Below are 19,649 nucleotides of genomic sequence, written 5' to 3'. Positions count from 1 at the left end.
TTTTGAGAAGCAGTCAAGCGAATTCAGCGCTCAACGGCATCCAGCATGCGATACCATGCGATGGTCGCGGCCACGCCGATCTGGCGGAAGGCGTGGAACGGGATCGGCCGGATCGGCGAGATTGGGAACGGCAGCTGCTTGCCGTCACCGGTCAGGATGTAATCGACGAAATTCCTGGCCATCGCGGTCATCATCGCCACGCCTCGGCCCTGGCAACCGACCAGTGTCAGCAAGCCCTTTTCCGGCTCGTGGATATGCGGCAGGCCATCCGCCGTCATCGCCACCCGGCCGAACCAGCGCTTTTCGATCGCGATATTTCCGAGTGCCGGAAAGATGCGCGTGAGCCCGTGTTCGAGATGCGCCCAATCCGCCTCGCTTTGGGGGAGCGACATGCGCCCTCGCCCGCCAAGCACCAGCCGTCCATCCGGGCTCTTGCGATAATAAATGACGATGCGACGCGAATCCGACACCGCCTGCTTGCCGGGCAGGATCGAACGCTGAAGCTCATCCGGCAACACCGATGTCGCCACCTGGAAGGAATGGAGCGGCACCAGAGTCTGCGCGAGTCCGGGGACCAGGCGATCGGTATAGGCATTGGTCGCAAGGATGACGTTTTGGGCGCGGATCTCGCCGCCGCCGCTGGTCGTCGCAACCCACTGACCGTCCTGCTTGCGAAGCGCGGTGCATGCCGTATTCTCAGTGATCAGCGCGCCAGCTTCCCTGGCGATCCGCGCCAATTCCATTGTGAAGGCGAGCGGCTGAACCACGCCGGCGCGTTTGTCATGGAAGCCGCCGAAATAGTTGCTGGTCCCGACAAGTCGGCTGATCGCGGTGGAATCGAGCATCTCGACATTGGCGCCCCGCACCGACCATTGCCGGTAGCGTTCCTCGGCATTCTCCATCGCCGTCTCGGTGTGGCAGGCCTGGATCCAGCCGCTGCGTTCGAACGGCACATCCAGCTTCTCTTGTTCGATCGCGTCGAACAGCACATCGGCCGTCGTCTCGGCAAAGGCATTGAGCCGCGCACCCTGCTCCTCGCCAAAATGCTCAAGAATCCAGTCGGGATTGAACTTGATGCCGGGGATGACCTGCCCGCCGTTGAGGCCGCTGGCGCCCTCGCCGATGCGCCTGCTATCGATGACACGCACGGAGAGACCGGCGCGCGCAGCATGACGGGCTGCGCTCAACCCCATGAAGCCGCCACCGATGATCAGCAGATCGCAGCTTTCCCGAGCGGCGATCGGCGCGTTATAGGCGGGGCGCGGCACGCCATCGGCCCAGAGCGGTTCAAAGAATCCCTGCATGTTTTCACCCGGCGGCAGTATTTGAAAATCCTACGCCGGTTTCACGGATATGAAAAGTCGAAATCGCCCTTAGTTGATGGCGACTTCCCTTTCAACCGGCGCGCGCGGCAGCTCGGCGGCCGGGATGTGACAGCGGATGAGATGGCCATCGCCGGTGTCATGCAGCGGTGGTTGTTGTTCCTCGCAGATCTTGCCGATCTTGCGGACACAGCGTGTATGGAACACGCAGCCGCTGGGCGGGTTCATGGCGCTCGGGATTTCGCCGTTGAGCTTCACCCGCTCCCGGTGCGTTCCATCGACCGACGGCACGGAGGACAGCAGCGCCTCGGTATAGGGATGGTGCGGGCCGGAGAACACCGCATCAGCCTTGCCGATCTCCATCAGCCGGCCGAGATAGAGCACCGCGATGCGATCGGAGAGATAGCGCACCACGCCGAGATCGTGCGAGATGAAGATATAGCTGACCTGTTTGTCCTTCTGCAGTTCGACCAGCAGGTTGAGGATCGCCGCCTGCACCGAAACATCAAGCGCCGAAGTCGGCTCGTCGAGAACCACGACGCGCGGGTCGCCGGAGAAGGATCGCGCGATTGCCACACGCTGCTTGAGGCCGCCGGAGAGCTGGCGCGGACGCATGTCGAGATAGCGGTCGGCGAGCCTGACCGCGCGGGTGAGTTCGAGGATGCGCGAGGCCTTGGCTGTACTTGCCAGGCCGGTCAGCAGGCTGATGGTGCGGCCGATCATGCGGCGCACAGTATGCGAGCGATTGAGCGCCGAATCCGGATTCTGGAACACGATCTGCAGCGACTTGACTTCGCTCTGGGCGCGGCTCTTCAGCAGCGGCGCCACGGGCTTGCCATCAAGCCGGATGGTGCTGCCCTCGTCGGCCGGCACGATGCCGAGTACGGAGCGGGCGAGCGTGGTCTTGCCGGAACCGGATTCGCCGACGATGCCGAGCGTCTCGCCCTCCATGACGTCGAACGATACATCGTTCAATGCCCGGAAAGTGGAACCGCCGCGACCAAAAGTCTTGGAGACGTCTACGAGCTCAAGGATCTTCTTCGTCGATTCCGACCCGCTGGTACTGACCGCCTCCGTGTCGAAGTTCAGGCTGGCGGCCCGCTCATGATAATGGCACTTGCTGAAATGCCCCTCGCCGACATGATATGGCGGCGGATCGACCTTGCGACAGTGCTCATCGGCCAGCGGACAGCGGTCGGCGAAAACACAGCCCTTGATGTCGGAACCCGCGGTCGGCAGGAAACCGGGAATGGTGGTAAGCGGCGCGACGTCTTTCGAGCGGCCGCGCTGCGGCAGACAGCGCAGCAGGCCCACCGTATAGGGATGACGCGGGTTGCGGAAAATCTCCGATGTCTTGCCCTGCTCGACCAGCCGGCCGGCATAGAGCACGCCGACGCGGTCGCACATCTTGGCGATGACGCCGAGATTGTGGCTGATGAACAGGATGGACGTATCGAACTCATGACGAAGCTGGACGATGAGGTCCAGCACGTCGGCTTCGACAGTGGCATCAAGGCCAGTGGTGGGCTCGTCGAGCACCAGAAGTGATGGCTCGCTCGCCAGCGCCATGGCGATTGCGACGCGCTGCTGCATGCCGCCCGACAGTTGGTGCGGGTAGCGTTCCATGACGCTTGCGGGATCTGATATGCGCACCTTCTTGAGGATATCGACGGTGCGCTTCCGCCATTCCGCCTTCGGCACGCCGAGAAGCTCGAACACCTCCGCGACCTGCTTGCCGATCTGGATCGACGGATTGAGCGCCTTGCCGGGATCCTGGTAGACCATGGCAACGGACTTGCGGCGCAGTTCGCGCAGCTTCTCGCCATCGAAGCCGAGCAGGTCCTCGCCGTTGATCAGCACCCGGCCGCGTGGCACGGAGCCGTTGCGCGGCAGGTAGCGCAGCACGGTATAGGCGGCGGTGGATTTGCCGCAGCCGGATTCGCCGACAAGGCCGTAGCACTCGCCGCGGCCGATCTCGAGATTGATATCGCTCAGCACCTTCCGCGAGCGGCCGCGCACGCGATATTCGACATCGAGATTTTCAAGTTTCAGCGTGGGGGTCGCATCAGTCATCGAGCGCACTCTGGATACCATCCGCCATCAGGTTGACGCCGATCACCAGCGAGGCGATCGCCAGGCTGTCGAACACCACCGTCCACCAGAAACCGCCATTCATCAGGCCGTAATTGGCCGAGATCGACAGGCCCCAATCCGGTGACGGCGGCTGGATGCCGAAGCCGATGAAGGAGAGCGTCGCCACCGCGAAGATCGAGTAGCCGAGGCGCACGGTGGATTCGACCAGGATCGGCGGGATCACATTGGGCAGGATTTCCACGAACATGATGTATAGCCGGCTTTCCCGGCGAAGTTCGGCGGCCGAGACATAATCTAGGTCGCGCTCAGCGAGTACGCTGGCCCGCACAGTGCGCGCGATGATCGGGGCAAAGCTGAAGCCGATGACGAAGAGCACTGTGGTTGTCGAGGTCCCCAGCGCCGTCAGCGCCAGCAGTGCGACGATGACGGTCGGCAGCGCCAGCACGGCATCGACGATGCGGCTCAGGACTTCATCGATCCAGCCGCCGAAATAGCCCATTGTCAGGCCGAGCGCGGTGCCGAGAAACGTGCTGAGCAGCGTGGCTAGGGGCGCGATCGTCAGGATGTCACGCGCGCCGGCGATGACGCGGGAGAACACGTCGCGGCCCAGTTGGTCCGTGCCGAACCAATGCTCGGCCGACGGCGGCAGCAGCGAGTTCAGCATGTCATCGGCGAAGGGGTCGTAGGGCACGAGCGCTCGCCCGAAGATCGCACAGAGCACCCAGAACAGCACGATGAACGCGCCGGTCAGGAACGTCGCCGAGCGCATGATCAGGCCGAAATTGTGCTTGAAATCGTTCCAGGCCGAATGCGGCTTTTCGATAACAGGCGCAGAGGTCGCATCGATGCTCATGCTTTGCCTCCGAACCTGATGCGCGGATTGAGCATCGCCTGCAGGAGGTCGGCGGCGAGCGTCGAGATCATGAACAGCGCGCCGACCATCATGACGCCCGCCTGCAGCATGGGGAAGTCCTTCTTGTTGGCGGCGGTATAGATCAGGCTGCCGATGCCCTGGTAGCGGAACAGTATCTCGATCACCACTAGGCCGCCGATCAGATAGACCGTCTGTGTGGCGATGACTGATATCGTCGGCAGCAGCGCATTGCGCAGCACGTGGCGCCAGATGACCTGCGGATAGGTCAGTCCCTTCAGGATTGCCGTGCGGGTATATTCGCTGTCGAGCGCCTCGATCGTGCCGGCGCGCGCCATGCGGGCGATATAGCCGAACAGCACGAGAACCAGCGGCATGGCGGGCAGGATCAGGTGATAGACCTGGGTGAAGAAACCGGCGTCCCTCGGCCAGGTCGCGGAGATTGGAAACCATCTCAGCCAGACGCCGAAGATCAGGATCAGCACGATGCCGGAGACGAATTCCGGCACCACCGTCGCCGACAGGCCGGAGACCGAGATGATGCGGTCCGCGGCGCGCCCCCTGTACAAGGCCGCGATGACGCCGCCGAAAATGCCGAGCGGCACGACGAGAAGGAAGACCACGCCTGCAAGCTTGGCCGAATTGAATACTGCCGTTCCCAGGAACTGCGACACCGGCGCGCGATAGGCATAGGACTTGCCGAGATCGCCCGTGGCGAGGTTGCCGATCCAGCTGCCATATTGCACCAGCAGCGGGCGATCGGTGCCCATTTCATGGTTGAGCAAATCAACGGCCCCCTGATCGGCAAACGGGCCGAGCATGGCCCGACCGACATTGCCCGGCAACATGCGTCCACCGGCGAAGACCAAAAGGCTCAAGAGCCATAGCGTCAGAAACGACAGAAGCAACCGCTTCAGAACATAATAGAATATCGCCCCGTCCCCCGGATTCCCGATTGGTTGATGTTACCCCGGCACAAGCCAGGGTAACACGGAATGCAGGAATGCCTGAGGACTAGCCCAGCTTGGCGTCCTTCAGCATCAGATGGCTCATCGCCGTCACCTCAATGCCCGTCGATCCCTTCTTCGCAGCCGACATGAAGTCGTAGAAGTAGGTGAAAAGCACGGGGCTTTCATCGAGCAGGAGCGTCTGGATCTTGCCGGCAACGGCCTGCTGCGCTTCAAGATCGAGGGCACCGATGTAGCTCGCCACCAATCCGTCATACTCCTTGTTCTTGAAGTGCGCGGAGTTCCAGGTGCCTTCGCTCTGCAGAGGCGCCGTGAGGTAGACGTTCGGCACGCCGCGATGGCCATAGTCCGTGATCCCCATGTCGGAATCGAGCCAGTTCGACTTGCCGTAGACCGCCTCGCCGTAGTAGGCGCCCTGGTCCATGATGTTGAGGTTGATCTTGCCGCCGATCTCCTTGACGGCATTCTGGATGATCACGGCGTAATCCGGGATTTCCAGATACTTCTCCGTGGTCAGCGTCACCTCGAAACCATCCGGCATGCCGGCGGCGGCCATCAGTTCCTTGGCCTTGGCGATGTCCTTCTGGCGCTGGGCGACGGTCTTGTCGCTCGACGGATAGGCAAGCGCGAACGGGCTGTCGTTGCCGATCTGCGCCTTTCCGCGCATCAGTCCCTGCACGATCGCCGGCCGGTCAAGGCAGAGCGCGATCGCCTGGCGCACGCGCTTGTCGGTGAACGGCGCCTTGTCCGTGCGCATATGGACCTGCGAATGCGCGATCGAGGGGATCGGCATCATATCGACCGAGGGATCATTGATGATGCCGGAGGCCTGAAGGATCGGCACCTGCTGGATGAAGTCGATCTGTCCGCCCTGCAGCGCCAGCAGTTGCGGCTGGTAGTCGTCGTAGAAGGAAATCTCGATGCGATCCGGCAGAACCTGACCACCCCAGTATGCGTCGTTGCGCACGAAATTGCCGCCGACCTTCGGCGTATAGCTTTCGAGCTTGAACGGGCCCGTGCCGATCATCTTGGCTTCGAAATTGCCGTCATAGTCGTGCGGCACGATCACGGCGTTGTAGTTGTCGGTCGACATCGAATAGGGGAAGCCGCCATTCGGCGCATCCAGCGTGAACTCGACGGTATAATCATCGATCTGCTTGGTGCCGCCCTTGGAGAGCACGCCCTTCAACGCGGAAAGCGCGTTCGAGCCGTTTGCCGGATCGGCAATGCGGTCGATACTGGCCACCACGTCCTTGGCGGTCATGTCGCGGCCGTCATGGAACTTCACGCCCTTGCGGATCTTGAAGGTCCAGACCGAGCCGTCCTTGTTCGGCGCCCAGCTCTCGGCGAGCAGCGGCCGGGCCACGAGATCCTTGCCGGAGAGGACGAGCGTCTCGGCAACCTGGCTGATGACGGTGATGCCGCCGCCGTCGGCGAGCTTCACCGGCTCGATTGCCGCTGCCGGAACGATCTGGCCGACGCGGATGGTGCCGCCCGGGGTTTGCGCGCGAGCGAAATTCGGCACGCCGGCGAGCCCGACTGCACCGGCGACGGAGCCTAGAAAGGGTGCGGAAAGGCCGAGCACCGAGCCGAAGCGCAGGAATTCGCGGCGGCTGACGCGGCCCGCAACGAGGCCGTCAATCAGATGGTTTTCGTGTTCGCTACGGCCTTTGCGCAGGAAGTCGAGAAGCTTGTAATTGATTGTCATGGTTCCCTCTTGGTTTTCTTTGTGGCAGGCCCGTCTTTTTATTATGTATAGATTTAATCCCGTCTCATATTGAGCCGCCATTCCGGGGGCCCTGTCAAGCGGAAATGCGCCACGGTATCGGGGCGCCGCGCCTTATTATGCGATCGTATAGCTACATACGCCAGCCGTCAAACCAAAGTTTCACCGGCCGTCTAAAGATTGAAGGGAGTGAAACATTTATGTACACCGATGTCTATAGATTATTGCGGAAATATTTGAGGCCTTCAAGCCAAGGATGCAGCGGCGACGTTTTCAGCCTTCCGTTTCGAGCACAGGCGACAATCGCCGGCTGACATAGCGGTAGAAATCGAGGACATTGCCTTCGAAATCGGCCGGCGCTAAGGGACCGGGAACATAGGACTTGGCGTTGATGCCCTTCATCAACGTGGCCAGCACCGTCTTGTCCTCGCTCATCGTGTCGTTGAACAGGGTGACGGCCTTGTCGACCGCCTCCTCGCTCCAGCCTTCGCCATAGAAGATGAGGCCGAGCTTGGCGCGGACGCGGTCAACAGTCTCCGGCTGGACGCAGATGAAGGACGAGTAATCGCCGCCGCAACCCGAGATCAACCCGGGCGGCACGGCGAACATCACGCAATTGTCCGCCTCGGCGTCGCTGAGGTCGGGATGGCCTTTCTGCGAACGCGGCAGGTCAGGCGAGTAGCCGGCATTATAGCCGAAATAGCTGTCACCCGCCGGAAAGTGCGAACAGAGCCGCGTCGGATTGACGGGGTGCAGCGTCGTCTTGTGCAGCGGCGAGAGGTGATAGCCTTCCATGAAATTCTCGATGAGGCTCTTCCAGTTGGTGTGCCAGATCTCGTCGGCGAGATAGCGGAGCTTCATCTCCTCCATGTGATAGTTGCCGATCAGCGCCTTCAACGGTTCGAGCTTGGGTCCGAGCGGCGGCGGATCGGCAGCGAGCGAGGTGAACAGGAAGCCGCACCATTCCTCGGTCCAATATTCCGGCAGTTTGCAATCGTCCTTCTGGAAGCCACCGTGCGCTTCCATGCGCGGCGCGCCGGCCAGCGTTCCGTCGAGATTGTAGGACCAGTGGTGGTAGGGACAGACGATGCGCTTGCCGCGGCTTTTACCCTCGACAAGGATTGCGCCGCGATGGCGGCAGACATTGGCGAATACCCTGATCTTCCGGTCGTCGCCGCGCACGGCCACGAGCGGCTCATCGCAGAGCGTGAATGCCATGCTGTCGCCGATTTCCGGCACCTCTTCGGCCCGGCCGATACAGATCCATTCGCTGCCGAAGAGATGCTTCTTTTCCAGCGCCAGCACATCTGGATCGGCATAGAACGCCCGGGGCATCGCCCAGGCGCTGTCATAGCCGAGATTCTCCGACGATTTGAGGGCCGCTCTTAGATCCGAAAATACGCTCATGGATTCACCCCCAAAATATCGATGTAAAATGATCAGGCCGCGCGGCCGTAGAAACCCATCTGCTCTTCCTTGGAAAACATCACGCCCGGCCGCTCGTAGTAAGAGAACACGGCGATCAACCGCTCGCGCTCGCCCTTGACCGGGGTCACGCGGTGCATGGTATTCTTGCCCATGAACACGTTGAGCGAACCGGGCACGAGGGTCAGCGACTTGACCTCGTTATCCTCGCCGAGCAGCACCCGCTCGACGCCCTCGTAGTTGGGATCGGTATCGGTGCGGAGGTTGGAGCGATACTGGAACTCGCCGCCCTTGATCGGCGCCTGGAACAGGATCGTGGTGGTGAATTGCGAGCGGTCGAAATGCCAGTTCAGCGCCTCGCCCTCGCGGTAGCCCATGACATTCACCCGGGCGAGCGGGTCGCGCATGGTGAACAGCGTCTCTTTTTCCATGCAGGCGGCGAGGAAGACGGCGAATTGCGGCCATTCGTAAATCCAAACCGGTACGCTGTCGGAAATCTGGTCGGCGCAGACCGTGTGGCTGATCGTCTCGACCTTGCGCAGCGCCGGATGGTCAGCTGGCAATTCCGGAATTTCCTTGCGGAAATAGACATTGTGAGCCCGCTTATGGACGAAGGAGAGCGTATCCATCACCGGCTTGACCTCATTGATGGCCTTCTCGACCGCCTCCGGCCGCACGAAGCCTTCAAGGTCGAACATGCCCTTCTCCGAGAGATCGATGCGGCATTGATCCACGAGATTGCGCCAGCCCGTGCTGCCGGGCTGGTCGAGGGGATAGCGGTCAAGGTCAAGGATATTTCGCATGTCATTGCTCCAATTGATTGAATGCATCTTGGCAAAGTTCTCTCTTTACTCAACGGCGAAAATTCTTATCCTGACCTAGAAAAACTGAGGCAGGCCTATGTCACTCTCACTCCCGCCACTCAATGCCCTGCGCGCCTTCGAGGCTGCCGCGCGGAGCGGAAGTTATGTCTCGGCGGCTGACGAACTCGGTGTTTCTGCCGCCGCCGTCAGCCAGCAGGTCAAGAACCTCGAGGAGTTTCTCGGCAAGCAATTGTTCCGGCGCTACAACAACCGCATCGTGCTGACCGACGCCGGACAGACGATTTTCTCCGGCGCATCGGACGCGCTGCAATCGATCTCGGCCTTCACCGAAAAGGTCGTCTCGGGCCGTGCCCGTTCGCGGCTGGTGATCAGCGCCCTGCCCTCGATCGCCGAGCGATGGATGGAGCCGAAGCTCAAGCTCTATTTCCAAGATCACCCGAACTTCCGTTTCGAACTCAGGTCCGAGGAGGATCTCGCCGACTTCGCCCGCTACGATATCGATCTCAGGCTGTCCTACGGTCTCAGCCTCTACCCCGACATGGTCACCATTCCGCTGGTTCAGGATGCGGTCGTGCCGATGTGCAGCCCGGATTATCTCGTGCGCAATCCGGCCGTCCGGAGTGAAGGCATGGCTGCGGTGCCGGACGACGATCTGATCCACACCAATTGGGGGCCGACCTTCGTCTCGCACCCGAGATGGCAGGCGTGGCTCGCCGAGATCGGTATCAAGCGCCCAGACGAGACGCTGGGCTATCGTGTCGGCAAATCCAGCCTGGCGCTCGACCTCGCCCGCGACGGTTTCGGCGTGGCACTCGGCCAGCGGGAGATGGGCGCCGACGATATGGAGGCGGGCCGGCTGGTGCTGGTGGATGAGCGGCCAATCCCGCTCGGCCATCCCTATTGCCTGGTCTATCCCCACGCCAAGGCGCGCAAGGCGGGCCTGGTAGACCTGATGAACTGGCTCAGAGCCGCTCCCAGGGGAATTGATCGAGCCGCTCCGGACCATTCGGCGTAATCAGCACCTGCGTTTCGAGCTTGATGCTTTCGCAACCCGGTTCCGAGATCAGACTTTCGACGCAAACCACCATGCCTGCCTCGAACCGGCCGCCCTGGTTCTGCTCGAAATCGGTATGACAGAGCACGATCGGCCATTCATCCGCCATGCCGACGCCGTGGACGGCGAGTGAATAGCGGTAAGGCTGGTAGCGCTCGGGAATGCGCCAGGACTTTTCGTTGAACTCGCGGAAATCCATCCCGTCGCGCAGGATCGAAATGTTGTGTTCGACCTGATCGACGGCGGCCGAGTAGTGTTCGGCCTGTTTTGGTGTCATCGCGGTATAGCCGCAGGTCCATGAGCGCGAGAGATCGGCGCAATAGCCGTAGGGACCGATCATATCGGTATCGAAGGCGATCATCTCGCCCTCGCGACAGACCCGGTCCGAACATTCGCCATACCAGGGATTGGTGTTCGGCCCGCAGGTGAGGATCTTGGTCTCCAGCCAGTCGCCGCCGGAGCGTGCATTCTCGAAATGCAGATGCGCCCAAAGTTCCTGCTCGGTGACGCCGGGCACCGAATGCTCGTAGATGCGCGCCATGCCGGCTTCGCAGACTCGGATCGTCCAGCGCATCAGCGCGATCTCGTCGGCCGATTTGATCGAGCGCGCCGTCTCGGTCATCGGCGTGCCATCGACGACCTCGATGCCGATCTTCTCCAGCGCCCGCACGCCCTCGACATCGAGCCGATCGACCGCAATGCGCTTGTTGCCGCCGCCGTGCTGGCGCACGAGATCGCCGATCTCAGCCGCCCATTTCACGGCCTGCTCGGCAGATTTGTCGCCGGCCATGACATAGATCCACGAGGTCGCGGGCTTGGCTTCGTCAATCGCCTTCAGGTGTTTCGAGTGATGCTCGGCGCCCTTGTAGTCGAACAGCAGAGCCGGACCCACGGCGAAGACCAGCGCATAGCGCACCGGATTGTGCAGCGACCAGACCTGCATGTTGGGGCTATCGAGCGCATAGCGGATATTGACCGGATCGTAGAGCAGTGCCGCCGCGCAATCGGTCTCGATCAGGCCCTTCCTGATCCGGCCGAGGCGATAGGCGCGGGCGCGCTCCACCACATCCCCAGGCAACGGGCTCTTCAATGGCTTTTCGGCGCCTTCGGCATTGAGGAAGGTGCGCTTGCGCTCGTCCTTGAAAACGGGAGGCAATAGCTGGTCCATGATGCGCTCCCCCTGCCTTCGTTCCGGTCAGACGTGGCGCTCGGTATAGGCCTTGATCTTGTCGTAGAGTGCCTTGTCGATCGTCAGCCCGCCCTTGAGGTTCTTCTTGATGTTCTCCTGCCGCCGTGAATTCGGCATTCTGGCGCCGGGCTGTGATGTGATCGAGGCGATCAGCCGCTCGATCTGCTTTTCGAACAGGCCGCCAGAAAACATCTTGGGCTCGAGCGCGATGAAGAACTGGCCATTGCCGACAGGCAGGCCGTCATTCGCCATCATCGAGCCCATTTCCTGACCGCGATTGGCGCCGGCGAGTGCCGCGCACATCGTCTCGACGATCAGGCCCTGGCCGAAACCCTTGTAGCCACCGGCGGGTGCCATCGAACCCTTCAAGCCTTCTTCCGGATCGGTGGTCGGCTGGCCGCTTCTGTCGATCGCCCAGCCGAGCGGGATGACCTGGTTCTCCTCGGCAGCCCGCTTGACCGCCGTCCATGCGACTTGCGACGAGGATTGATCAATCAGGAAGGCAATGCGCCCCTTCTTTCCGGGCACGGCGAAACTCATCGGGTTGGTGCCGATCACCGGCTTGGTACCACCCACTGGCGCAATCGCCGGCGACGAATTGGTGAAGCCGAAGGCGACTAGGCCCTGCTGCGCGAGATAACCGGTGTGATAGCCAAGCGTCGCGGCATTATAGGAATTGTGGACCGCCATCGCGGCGATGCCATTCTCCAGCGCCGCCGGAACCAGATGCGCAAAACCCTTCTCGATCGCCGGATGGGCAAAACCGTTCTTGGCGTCGACGCGGAAGGAGACGTTGGTCAGCCGCTTGACGACGGGCGTCGCCTTGCCATCGACCTTGCCCGATTGCACGTGCTCGCAATAATATTGCAGCCAGTAGAAGCCGTGACCTTCCAGCCCGGAAAGTTCGGTATCGAGAATCGCATCGGCGAAATAGCGCGCATTGCGCGCCACCGTGCCGGCACCGACAAGCGCGTCGAAGATCAGGTCGGATGCCTGGTCGGCGGTGAGTTTTTTCGTCGCGGTCATGGCGGGTCCTTTTATGTCTATACGTTGAGAGAGGATTACCCCGCCCCACTCCATCTCCGCAAGGGCACCACAGGTCTTTGCTTTGCCCCTCATCCGGCTGCCGCCACCTTCTCCCCGTAAGCAGGGGAGAAGGGATTTGTGGCACCGTGGGCGCCCTTGGCGTCCCCTCGCCCCGTTCTTACGGGGAGAGGGTTAGGGTGAGGGGCCAACTCACTTCTTCCGAAACCCATCCCCATAGGCCGTATTCTTTGCCCCGGGAAAAGCCCCCTCCGCCAGAAACCGCTCATGGCACCGCTTCAGCGCCACAGGATCGATCGTTACGCCAAGCCCCGGCCCATCCGGCACCTTAACCACACCATTCTTCATCACAAACGGCCCGCCTTCGATCACGTCATCCGCATACCAGCGGAACAGCGTCTGGCTCGCCTCGCGCACGTGCTCGATGGCCGCCGTCAGATGCAGATAGGCGGCGCTGGCGATGCCCGTTTCGCCGGAGTGGAAGCGGAAGCCGACGTCGAAGGTCTCGCAGGCGCGGATGAAATCGACGGTGCGGCGGATACCGCCATGTTCGTTGACATTGGTCACAAGCGTTTCCGGGCACCGCACCCGGACGGCTTTCGGCAGGTCGATCACATGAGCCGAGAAGGATACCGCGGAGTGCTTCCTCAGTTCCGCGAGTTCCTCATAGGTCTCCGCCGGGTCTTCGAACCATTGGATGTCGAAGGGTTCGAGCCGCTTCAACGCTTCGCGCGCCGTGGGCATCGTCCAGCCGTAATTGGCATCGAGCCGCAGTGCGCGGTCGCCGATGGCGGCGCGGACCTCGCGCACCATCTCGATCTCTTCCGCCAGGCCAACCGTGCTCATCTTGCCCTCGAAGATATCAGAGCCATGCTCCTCGATCATCCGGGCGCAGTAGCGCGCGACTTCGAGGGGCGAAGATTCGCCCGGGTCATGCGCGCCGGGATAGCGGTAGCTGAAATATTCGGTGTGCGGGATTTCGGTACGAACCGCGCCGCCAAGCAGAAGGTAGAGTGGTACGCCCTCGGTCTTGCCGCGCGCATCCCACATAGCCATCTCGATGCCGCCGAAGACGCGGCGGGCGGCCAGCACATTGCCCCAGGGCGTGTATCGCATGCCGGGGACGAGCAGGCGCTCGGCCCGGTTCAGTTGCCTGATGTCGAGGCCGATCAACCGCTGCCCAAGGGCCATCACGTCGGCCGCGCGGTCACCCTCGGCGCACTCGCCGAGGCCGATGACTCCGTCATCGGTTTCGACCTCGATCACCGTCTTGGTCAGCGACGCGATCGAGCCATAGGAGAAGCGGTAGGGAGCGGTGAAGGGAATGTTGACAGGCGTGGCGCGGATGGCTGCGATCTTCATGGCGTCTCCCCGAACTGGCTTTTCCGCACCTTAGGCCGCGCAAAAAATTTTCGCAATGATCTCTGGACATATGTGTACGTAAATGTTTCAATCCTGCCAACCAAGGGAGCCAGCCATGATCGACGAGATGTTGCATCAGACGCGCCGCGAGCGCCGCCACCGGCTGGGAGGCGAAGACCGCGCGCAGACCGTTCGCAGCCCGAACTACAGAAACCTCAAGAACAGCTTCGCGCCGCAGACGGTCTTTTCCACCGACGAGGTCGGGGCGGTTCACGAGACGGCATTGCGCGTGCTGGAGGAGCTTGGCATCAAGGTTCTGCTGCCGGAAGCACGCGCCATCTTCCAACGCGCCGGCGCCATCGTCGATGACGAAACCTTGATGGTCCGCATCGGCCGCGACATCGTCGAAGCGGGACTCGCCTCCGCGCCGCGCTCCATCCATGCCCGCACCGGTAACGCAAACCGCGACCAGACATTCGAACTCGGCAACATGGCATTCCTCGCCGGGTCGGGGGCGCCGAATGTCACCGATCTCGACCGTGGCCGCCGCGCCGGATCGCTCGCCGATTTCGATGCACTGACCAAGATCGTCCAGAGTTTCGACGTCCTGCATGTCCAGGGTCCCTATGTCGAGGCGCAGGACGTTGCGGTAAAATACCGGCACTATGCCGTGACCCGTACGCAGCTCACGCAATCAGACAAGTTTCCCTTCGTCTATGCGCGGGGCACGCCACAGGCGGATGATGCCTTCGAGATGATCCGGCTCGCGCGCGGCATTTCGCATGACGAATTCCTGTCGGATGCCTGGTGCTACACGATCATCAACACCAATTCGCCGCGCCAGCTCGACATTCCCATGGCGCAGGGGATCATCGACTTCGCAAAGGCCGGGCAGATCCTGGTCATCACGCCGTTCTGCCTCGCAGGTGCGATGGCGCCGATAACGGTTGCAGGCGCGCTGACATTGCAGCATGCGGAGGCTTTGGCCGGCATCGCACTCGCCCAGATCGTGCGACCCGGCACTCCGGTGATGTATGGAAGCTTCTCGTCGAATGTCGATATGAAGTCCGGTGCGCCTGCTTTCGGCACGCCGGAGCACGTCAAGGCGACGCTTGGCGCCGGCCAGCTCGCCCGCCTCACGGGACTGCCCTGGCGGTCAGGCGGCGGCTCTGCCTCGAACGTCTCCGATGCACAAGCCGCCCACGAAACCCAGTTCGCGCTCTGGGGCAGCGTGCTGGCGGGCGCCACGCTCTGCATCCATGCCGCCGGCTGGATGGAGGGCGGGCTTTCGGTTTCCTACGAAAAACTCATCACCGACATCGAGGCACTTCAAACGATGGCGGAACTCTTCGCGCCGACGCCGGGCGATGCCGAGGCGATCGGCTACTCGGCGATCGAGGAGGTGCAGCCGGGAGGCCATTTCTTCGCCGCCGCGCATACGATGGCGCGCTACCGCACCGCCTTCTACCAGCCGCTGGTCGCCGATCTCTCGAATTTCGGCAACTGGACGGAAAGCGGATCGAAGACCGCCACCGAACGCGCCAACGGAATCTGGAAACGCGTCATCGACCAGTACCAGCCGATCGCAGGCGCCGACGAGATCGGCGCACGGCTTGATGGCTTCATTTCAAAACGCATGTCCGAGGGCGGCGCGGAAGCCGTCTCCTAAGTCGGAAAAACGCATGCGGGCAAGCTGTGAACTGCGCTACACCCGCATGGACAGCAATGTACAGATAATCTAGGGTTCAGCCCTCACAAATCGGATGGAGCGGGTCGTGAAATCGCATTACAAGGTCGTGGTCATCGGTGGCGGCGTGGTGGGCACCGCCATTCTCTATCATCTCGCAAAATACGGCTGGTCCGACACGCTGCTCATCGAGCGCAACGTGCTGACTTCGGGCTCGTCCTGGCACGCCGCCGGCGGCTTCCACGCGCTCAACTCCAATCCCAATCTCGCGCAGTTGCACGCCTACACGATCGACCTTCTCAGCGAAGTCGAGAAGGAAAGCGGCGTCAATATCGGCATGCACACGACCGGCGGCATTTCCTATGCCTGCAACCCGGACCGCTGGGATGCGCTGAAGGCGGCGCACCGCGTGTTCCAGTCCACCGGCATCGATGATGTGCGCCTGATCGGCATAGACGAAATTCTTGACCGCTGCCCGATCGTCAAGCCCGACGGCATCATCGGCGGCCTCTATGCCGATCGTGAAGGCCATATCGATCCCTCGGCGGTCGTGCATTCCTATGCCAAGGCGGCCCGCATGCGCGGCGCGTCGATCGTCGAGAAAAATCGCGTGATGGAACTCACCCAGAAGCCCGATGGCTCCTGGGATGTGGTCACCGAGCAGGGCACGGTCAATGCCGAGCATGTCATCAATGCCGGCGGCCTGTGGGCCAAGCAGGTCGGCCGCATGGCGGGCCTCGAACTGCCGGTCTCGCCGCTCGAACATATGTATTTCGTCACCGAGGCGATCCCGGAACTCGACGGCCTCAAGGAAGAGCTGCCGACCATGGTCGACCTCGACGGCTTCTCCTATCTTCGCCAGGAGCAGAAGAGCATCCTGCTCGGCATCTACGAAATCGAGCACCGCCACTGGAACATGGATGGCGCGCCCTGGGATTACGGCTTCGACCTGATCCAGGAAGATGTCGATCGCATCGAGCATGAGCTGACGCTTTCCTACGAGCGCTATCCGGTTCTGGAAAAGACCGGCATCAAGCGCTGGGTCAACGGCGCCTTCACGTTTACGCCCGACGGCAATCCGCTGGTCGGCCCGGTGCGCGGCGTCAAGAACTACTGGGTCGCCTGCGGCGTCATGGCCGGCTTCATGCAGGGCGGCGGAGTCGGCAAGGCACTGGCCGAATGGATGATCTTCGGCGAGCCGAAGGACGACGTCTTCGGCATGGACATCGCCCGCTACGGCCAGCATGCCTCCAACCGCCAATATATCAAGGAAACAACCGGCCAGTTCTATTCCCGCCGTTTCGTCATGACCTATCCCAACCAGCAGCTGCCCGCCGGCCGCCCGCTCAAGGTCTCGCCCTCCTATGACGAGATGACCGAGGCCGGTGCCCGCTGGGGTGCTTCATGGGGTCTCGAAGTGCCGCTCTATTTCGCGCCCAAAGAGTACGAGGAAAACCACACGCTGCGCCGCTCGACCGCCTTCGACATCGTCGGCCGCGAAGTGCTGCACACCCGCGAAAAAGCCGGCCTGATCGATATCTCCGGCTATTCCCGTTACGAGGTGAAAGGTCCCAAGGCCCACGAATGGCTCGACAAGGTCTTCGCCTGCAAGCTGCCCAAGCCCGGCCGTTCGGTGCTGGCACCGATGCTTGGGCATGACGGCCGCCTCAAGGGCGACCTCACGATCTTCAACTGGGGCGATGGCACCTGGTGGATCATGGGTTCGTACTACCTGCGCGAATGGCATATGCGCTGGTACGAGCAGTTCAACATGGATGGCGTCTCGGTCCGCGACCTCTCGGACGATTGGGTCGGCTTCTCGCTTTGCGGGCCGCTGTCGCGTGAAGTCCTCCAGCGCGCGACCGAGGACGATGTCTCCAATGCGAGCCTGAAGTTCCTCGGCTGCAAGACGATCGATATCGGACTGGCCCGCGCCAAGGTCGGCCGCATGTCGGTGACCGGCGAGATGGGCTTCGAAATCAACATCCCCGCCGCCTATCACCGCACGGTCCGCGAGACACTGCTGAAGGCGGGCCGGGACATCGGCCTCAAGGAAGTCGGTTTCGGCGCCTCGCTCTCCATGCGGCTCGAAAAGAGCTATGGCATCTGGTCCAGGGAGTTCACCCAGGCCTATACGCCGCAGGAAACGCTGTTCGACCGCTTCATCGATTTCGACAAGGCCGATTTCGTCGGCAAGCAGTCGGCGGTGGCGGAAAAGGAAACCCAATCCGCCAAGAAGCTGCAGGTGACGATCGAAGTCGACGCCACCAATGCCGACGCATCGGGCTATGAGCCGATCTGGAAGGACGGCGAACTGGTGGGTTACGTCACATCGGGCGGCTACGGCTACACGATCGGCAAGTCGATTGCCATGGCATTGGTCGACCGCGAACTGGCGGTGCCGGGGATGGAACTGATGACGCATATCGTCGGTGATGAGCGCGCTTGCCGGATTATCGAGGCCTCGCCGTATGACCCGATGGGCAAGGTGATGAGGGGCTGATTTCCAATAGGCCCACGCTCCAATTTTGGAGCGCAGGCCACCCCTCACCAAGCGCGTCCATGCATTCGGCTTTGCCTCATGCGGACTTGCTATCCTCTCCCGCAGGGGGAGAGGTAAGAGGTGCCACAAGCGCCGCCTCTGCGTGAAGTGAGGCGGCGCCACAGGTTTACCTCTCCCCTTGCGGGAGAGGATACGAAGACCGCGAGAGGCGCAACCGATCGTTTGGTCGAAGTTGGTGAGGGGTGATGCTTCGCCATGAATGAATCAGAGAGGGGAAATTTCTTGAAGCACATGAGCGAAAGCCGCCAATGACCCGCCACTACTCCCTCCTCTCGCTCATCAAGGAAGGCTTCGCCAACCAGAAAGGCTGGAAGCCTGCCTGGCGATCGCCCGAGCCGAAATCGAAATACGATGCGATCATCATCGGCGGCGGCGGGCATGGGCTGGCGACGGCCTATTACCTTGCCAAGAACCACGGCATCACCAATGTCGCTGTTATCGAGAAGGGCTGGCTGGGCGGCGGCAATACGGGCCGCAATACGACCACCATCCGCTCCAACTATTTCTATCCGGAAAGTGCGGCTCTCTACGAGCGCTCGCTGCAGCTCTATGAGGGCCTGTCGAAGGACCTGAACTACAACGTCATGTTCTCGCAGCGCGGCGTGCTGACCATGGTCCACTCCAAGGGCGAGATGGAAATCGCCGCCCGCCTGGTCAATGCAATGCAGATCAATGGGATCGATTCCGAACTGCTCGATGTCGAGGCCTGCAAGAAGATCGTGCCGCTTTACGATTTCTCGGCGAACAGCCGCTTCCAGGTGCTCGGTGGCGTCTGGCAGGGCCGTGCCGGTGTCGCGCGTCACGATGCTGTTGCCTGGGGTTATGCCCGTGCCGCGGATCGTCTCGGCGTCGATATCATCCAGAATTGCGAGGTCACCGAGTTCCTCATCGAGGGCGGACGCTGCCGCGGCGTGATGACCTCGAAGGGCCCGATCCGTTCCGACAAGGTCAGTCTTTCAGTCGCCGGCAACTCGTCGCAGATGGCCGCCAAGGCCGGCTTCCGGCTGCCGGTCATCTCCTACACGTTGCAGGCCTGCGTCTCCGAGCCGGTCAAGCCGATCCTCGACACCGTCGTGCTGGCGCCGGCCACCGCGACCTATGTCAGCCAGTCCGACAAGGGCGAGCTTGTCATCGGCGGCGGCATCGACCGCGTGCCGTCCTACGCCCAGCGCGGCAACCTGCCGGCGCTTGAAGTGGTGCTGTCCGGCCTGATGGAAATGTTCCCCACCGTCGGCCAGCTCAAGCTGATGCGGCAATGGGGCGGCGTGGTCGACGTGACGCCCGACTCCTCGCCGATCATGGGCGAAAGCCCGCTGCCCGGCCTCTACCTGAATTGCGGCTGGGGCACCGGCGGCTTCAAGTCCATCCCGGTGGGCGGCGAAATGACGGCCTACATGATGGCCAATGGCAAGCACCACGACCTGACACGGCCCTTCGATCTCGACCGCTTCCAGACCGGGCGGCTGATCGACGAAGCGGCCGGCTCCGGCATCGCGCACTGACGGGAGAGGAACCAAGAC

The 19,649-nt window shown here is 62.0% G+C and carries 14 protein-coding genes; 4 read left to right on the top strand and 10 right to left on the bottom strand.

Features of this window, described 5'->3' with window-relative positions:
• Positions 1-23 precede the first annotated feature (23 nt).
• From IHQ71_RS03745 to IHQ71_RS03715, 7 genes are all read right to left on the bottom strand, one after another.
• The gene (locus IHQ71_RS03745; protein WP_258160627.1) at positions 24-1,304 is read right to left on the bottom strand and encodes an FAD-binding oxidoreductase; all 1,281 of its coding nucleotides are present in this window, start codon (positions 1,302-1,304) and stop codon (positions 24-26) included.
• A 69-nt stretch (positions 1,305-1,373) separates the two neighbouring features.
• Positions 1,374-3,395 carry an ABC transporter ATP-binding protein gene (locus IHQ71_RS03740; protein WP_258160626.1) on the bottom strand — a complete coding sequence of 674 codons (2,022 nt, stop codon included), beginning with the start codon at positions 3,393-3,395 and terminating at the stop codon, positions 1,374-1,376.
• Positions 3,388-4,185, bottom strand: coding sequence for an ABC transporter permease (locus IHQ71_RS03735; protein WP_258162731.1), 798 nt, complete (start codon positions 4,183-4,185; stop codon positions 3,388-3,390). Before IHQ71_RS03735 ends, IHQ71_RS03740 begins: the two co-directional genes overlap by 8 nt.
• Before the next feature lie 80 nt (positions 4,186-4,265).
• Positions 4,266-5,204, bottom strand: coding sequence for an ABC transporter permease (locus IHQ71_RS03730; protein ID WP_258162730.1), 939 nt, complete (start codon positions 5,202-5,204; stop codon positions 4,266-4,268).
• A gap of 97 nt (positions 5,205-5,301) precedes the next feature.
• A complete protein-coding gene (locus IHQ71_RS03725; protein WP_258160625.1) occupies positions 5,302-6,963 on the bottom strand; it encodes an ABC transporter substrate-binding protein in 1,662 nt (553 codons plus the stop codon).
• A 291-nt stretch (positions 6,964-7,254) separates the two neighbouring features.
• Complete coding sequence (locus IHQ71_RS03720) at positions 7,255-8,388, bottom strand: aromatic ring-hydroxylating dioxygenase subunit alpha (RefSeq protein ID WP_258160624.1); 1,134 nt, start codon at positions 8,386-8,388, stop codon at positions 7,255-7,257.
• Positions 8,389-8,420: 32 nt separating this feature from the next.
• Complete coding sequence (locus IHQ71_RS03715) at positions 8,421-9,209, bottom strand: 2OG-Fe(II) oxygenase (RefSeq protein ID WP_258160623.1); 789 nt, start codon at positions 9,207-9,209, stop codon at positions 8,421-8,423.
• A gap of 97 nt (positions 9,210-9,306) precedes the next feature.
• On the opposite strand from IHQ71_RS03715, the gene IHQ71_RS03710 reads away from it, so the two are divergent.
• Complete coding sequence (locus IHQ71_RS03710) at positions 9,307-10,245, top strand: LysR substrate-binding domain-containing protein (protein ID WP_258160622.1); 939 nt, start codon at positions 9,307-9,309, stop codon at positions 10,243-10,245.
• Here the strand turns inward: IHQ71_RS03710 and IHQ71_RS03705 are convergent.
• The 3 genes from IHQ71_RS03705 to IHQ71_RS03695 form a co-directional block, all read right to left on the bottom strand.
• Positions 10,193-11,452, bottom strand: a complete 1,260-nt coding sequence (locus IHQ71_RS03705; RefSeq protein WP_258160621.1) for a Xaa-Pro peptidase family protein — start codon at positions 11,450-11,452, stop codon at positions 10,193-10,195. The two genes, IHQ71_RS03710 and IHQ71_RS03705, sit on opposite strands and share 53 nt — an antisense overlap.
• A gap of 27 nt (positions 11,453-11,479) precedes the next feature.
• Positions 11,480-12,499 (bottom strand): Ldh family oxidoreductase, encoded by a 1,020-nt coding sequence (locus IHQ71_RS03700; RefSeq protein WP_258160620.1) that lies wholly within the window; start codon positions 12,497-12,499, stop codon positions 11,480-11,482.
• A gap of 210 nt (positions 12,500-12,709) precedes the next feature.
• The gene (locus IHQ71_RS03695) at positions 12,710-13,879 is read right to left on the bottom strand and encodes a mandelate racemase/muconate lactonizing enzyme family protein (RefSeq protein ID WP_258160619.1); all 1,170 of its coding nucleotides are present in this window, start codon (positions 13,877-13,879) and stop codon (positions 12,710-12,712) included.
• A gap of 82 nt (positions 13,880-13,961) precedes the next feature.
• Between IHQ71_RS03695 and IHQ71_RS03690 the strand changes: the two genes are divergently transcribed.
• The 3 genes from IHQ71_RS03690 (at position 13,962) to IHQ71_RS03680 (ending at position 19,631) form a co-directional block, all read left to right on the top strand.
• On the top strand, positions 13,962-15,548 hold the full coding sequence (locus IHQ71_RS03690; protein ID WP_374989950.1) for a trimethylamine methyltransferase family protein: 1,587 nt from the start codon (positions 13,962-13,964) through the stop codon (positions 15,546-15,548).
• 106 nt (positions 15,549-15,654) lie between these two features.
• Positions 15,655-18,069, top strand: coding sequence for an FAD-dependent oxidoreductase (locus tag IHQ71_RS03685; RefSeq protein ID WP_258160617.1), 2,415 nt, complete (start codon positions 15,655-15,657; stop codon positions 18,067-18,069).
• Positions 18,070-18,377: 308 nt separating this feature from the next.
• Entirely contained in the window at positions 18,378-19,631 is a 1,254-nt protein-coding gene (locus IHQ71_RS03680) for a sarcosine oxidase subunit beta family protein (RefSeq protein WP_258160616.1), read from the top strand.
• The last annotated feature ends 18 nt before the right edge of the window (positions 19,632-19,649 follow it).

The sequence above is a fragment of the Rhizobium sp. TH2 genome, from assembly GCF_024707525.1.
Lineage (GTDB): Bacteria > Pseudomonadota > Alphaproteobacteria > Rhizobiales > Rhizobiaceae > Rhizobium_E.
Note: the sequence above shows the minus strand (reverse complement) of the source record. Positions and strands in the feature narration are given on the sequence as shown.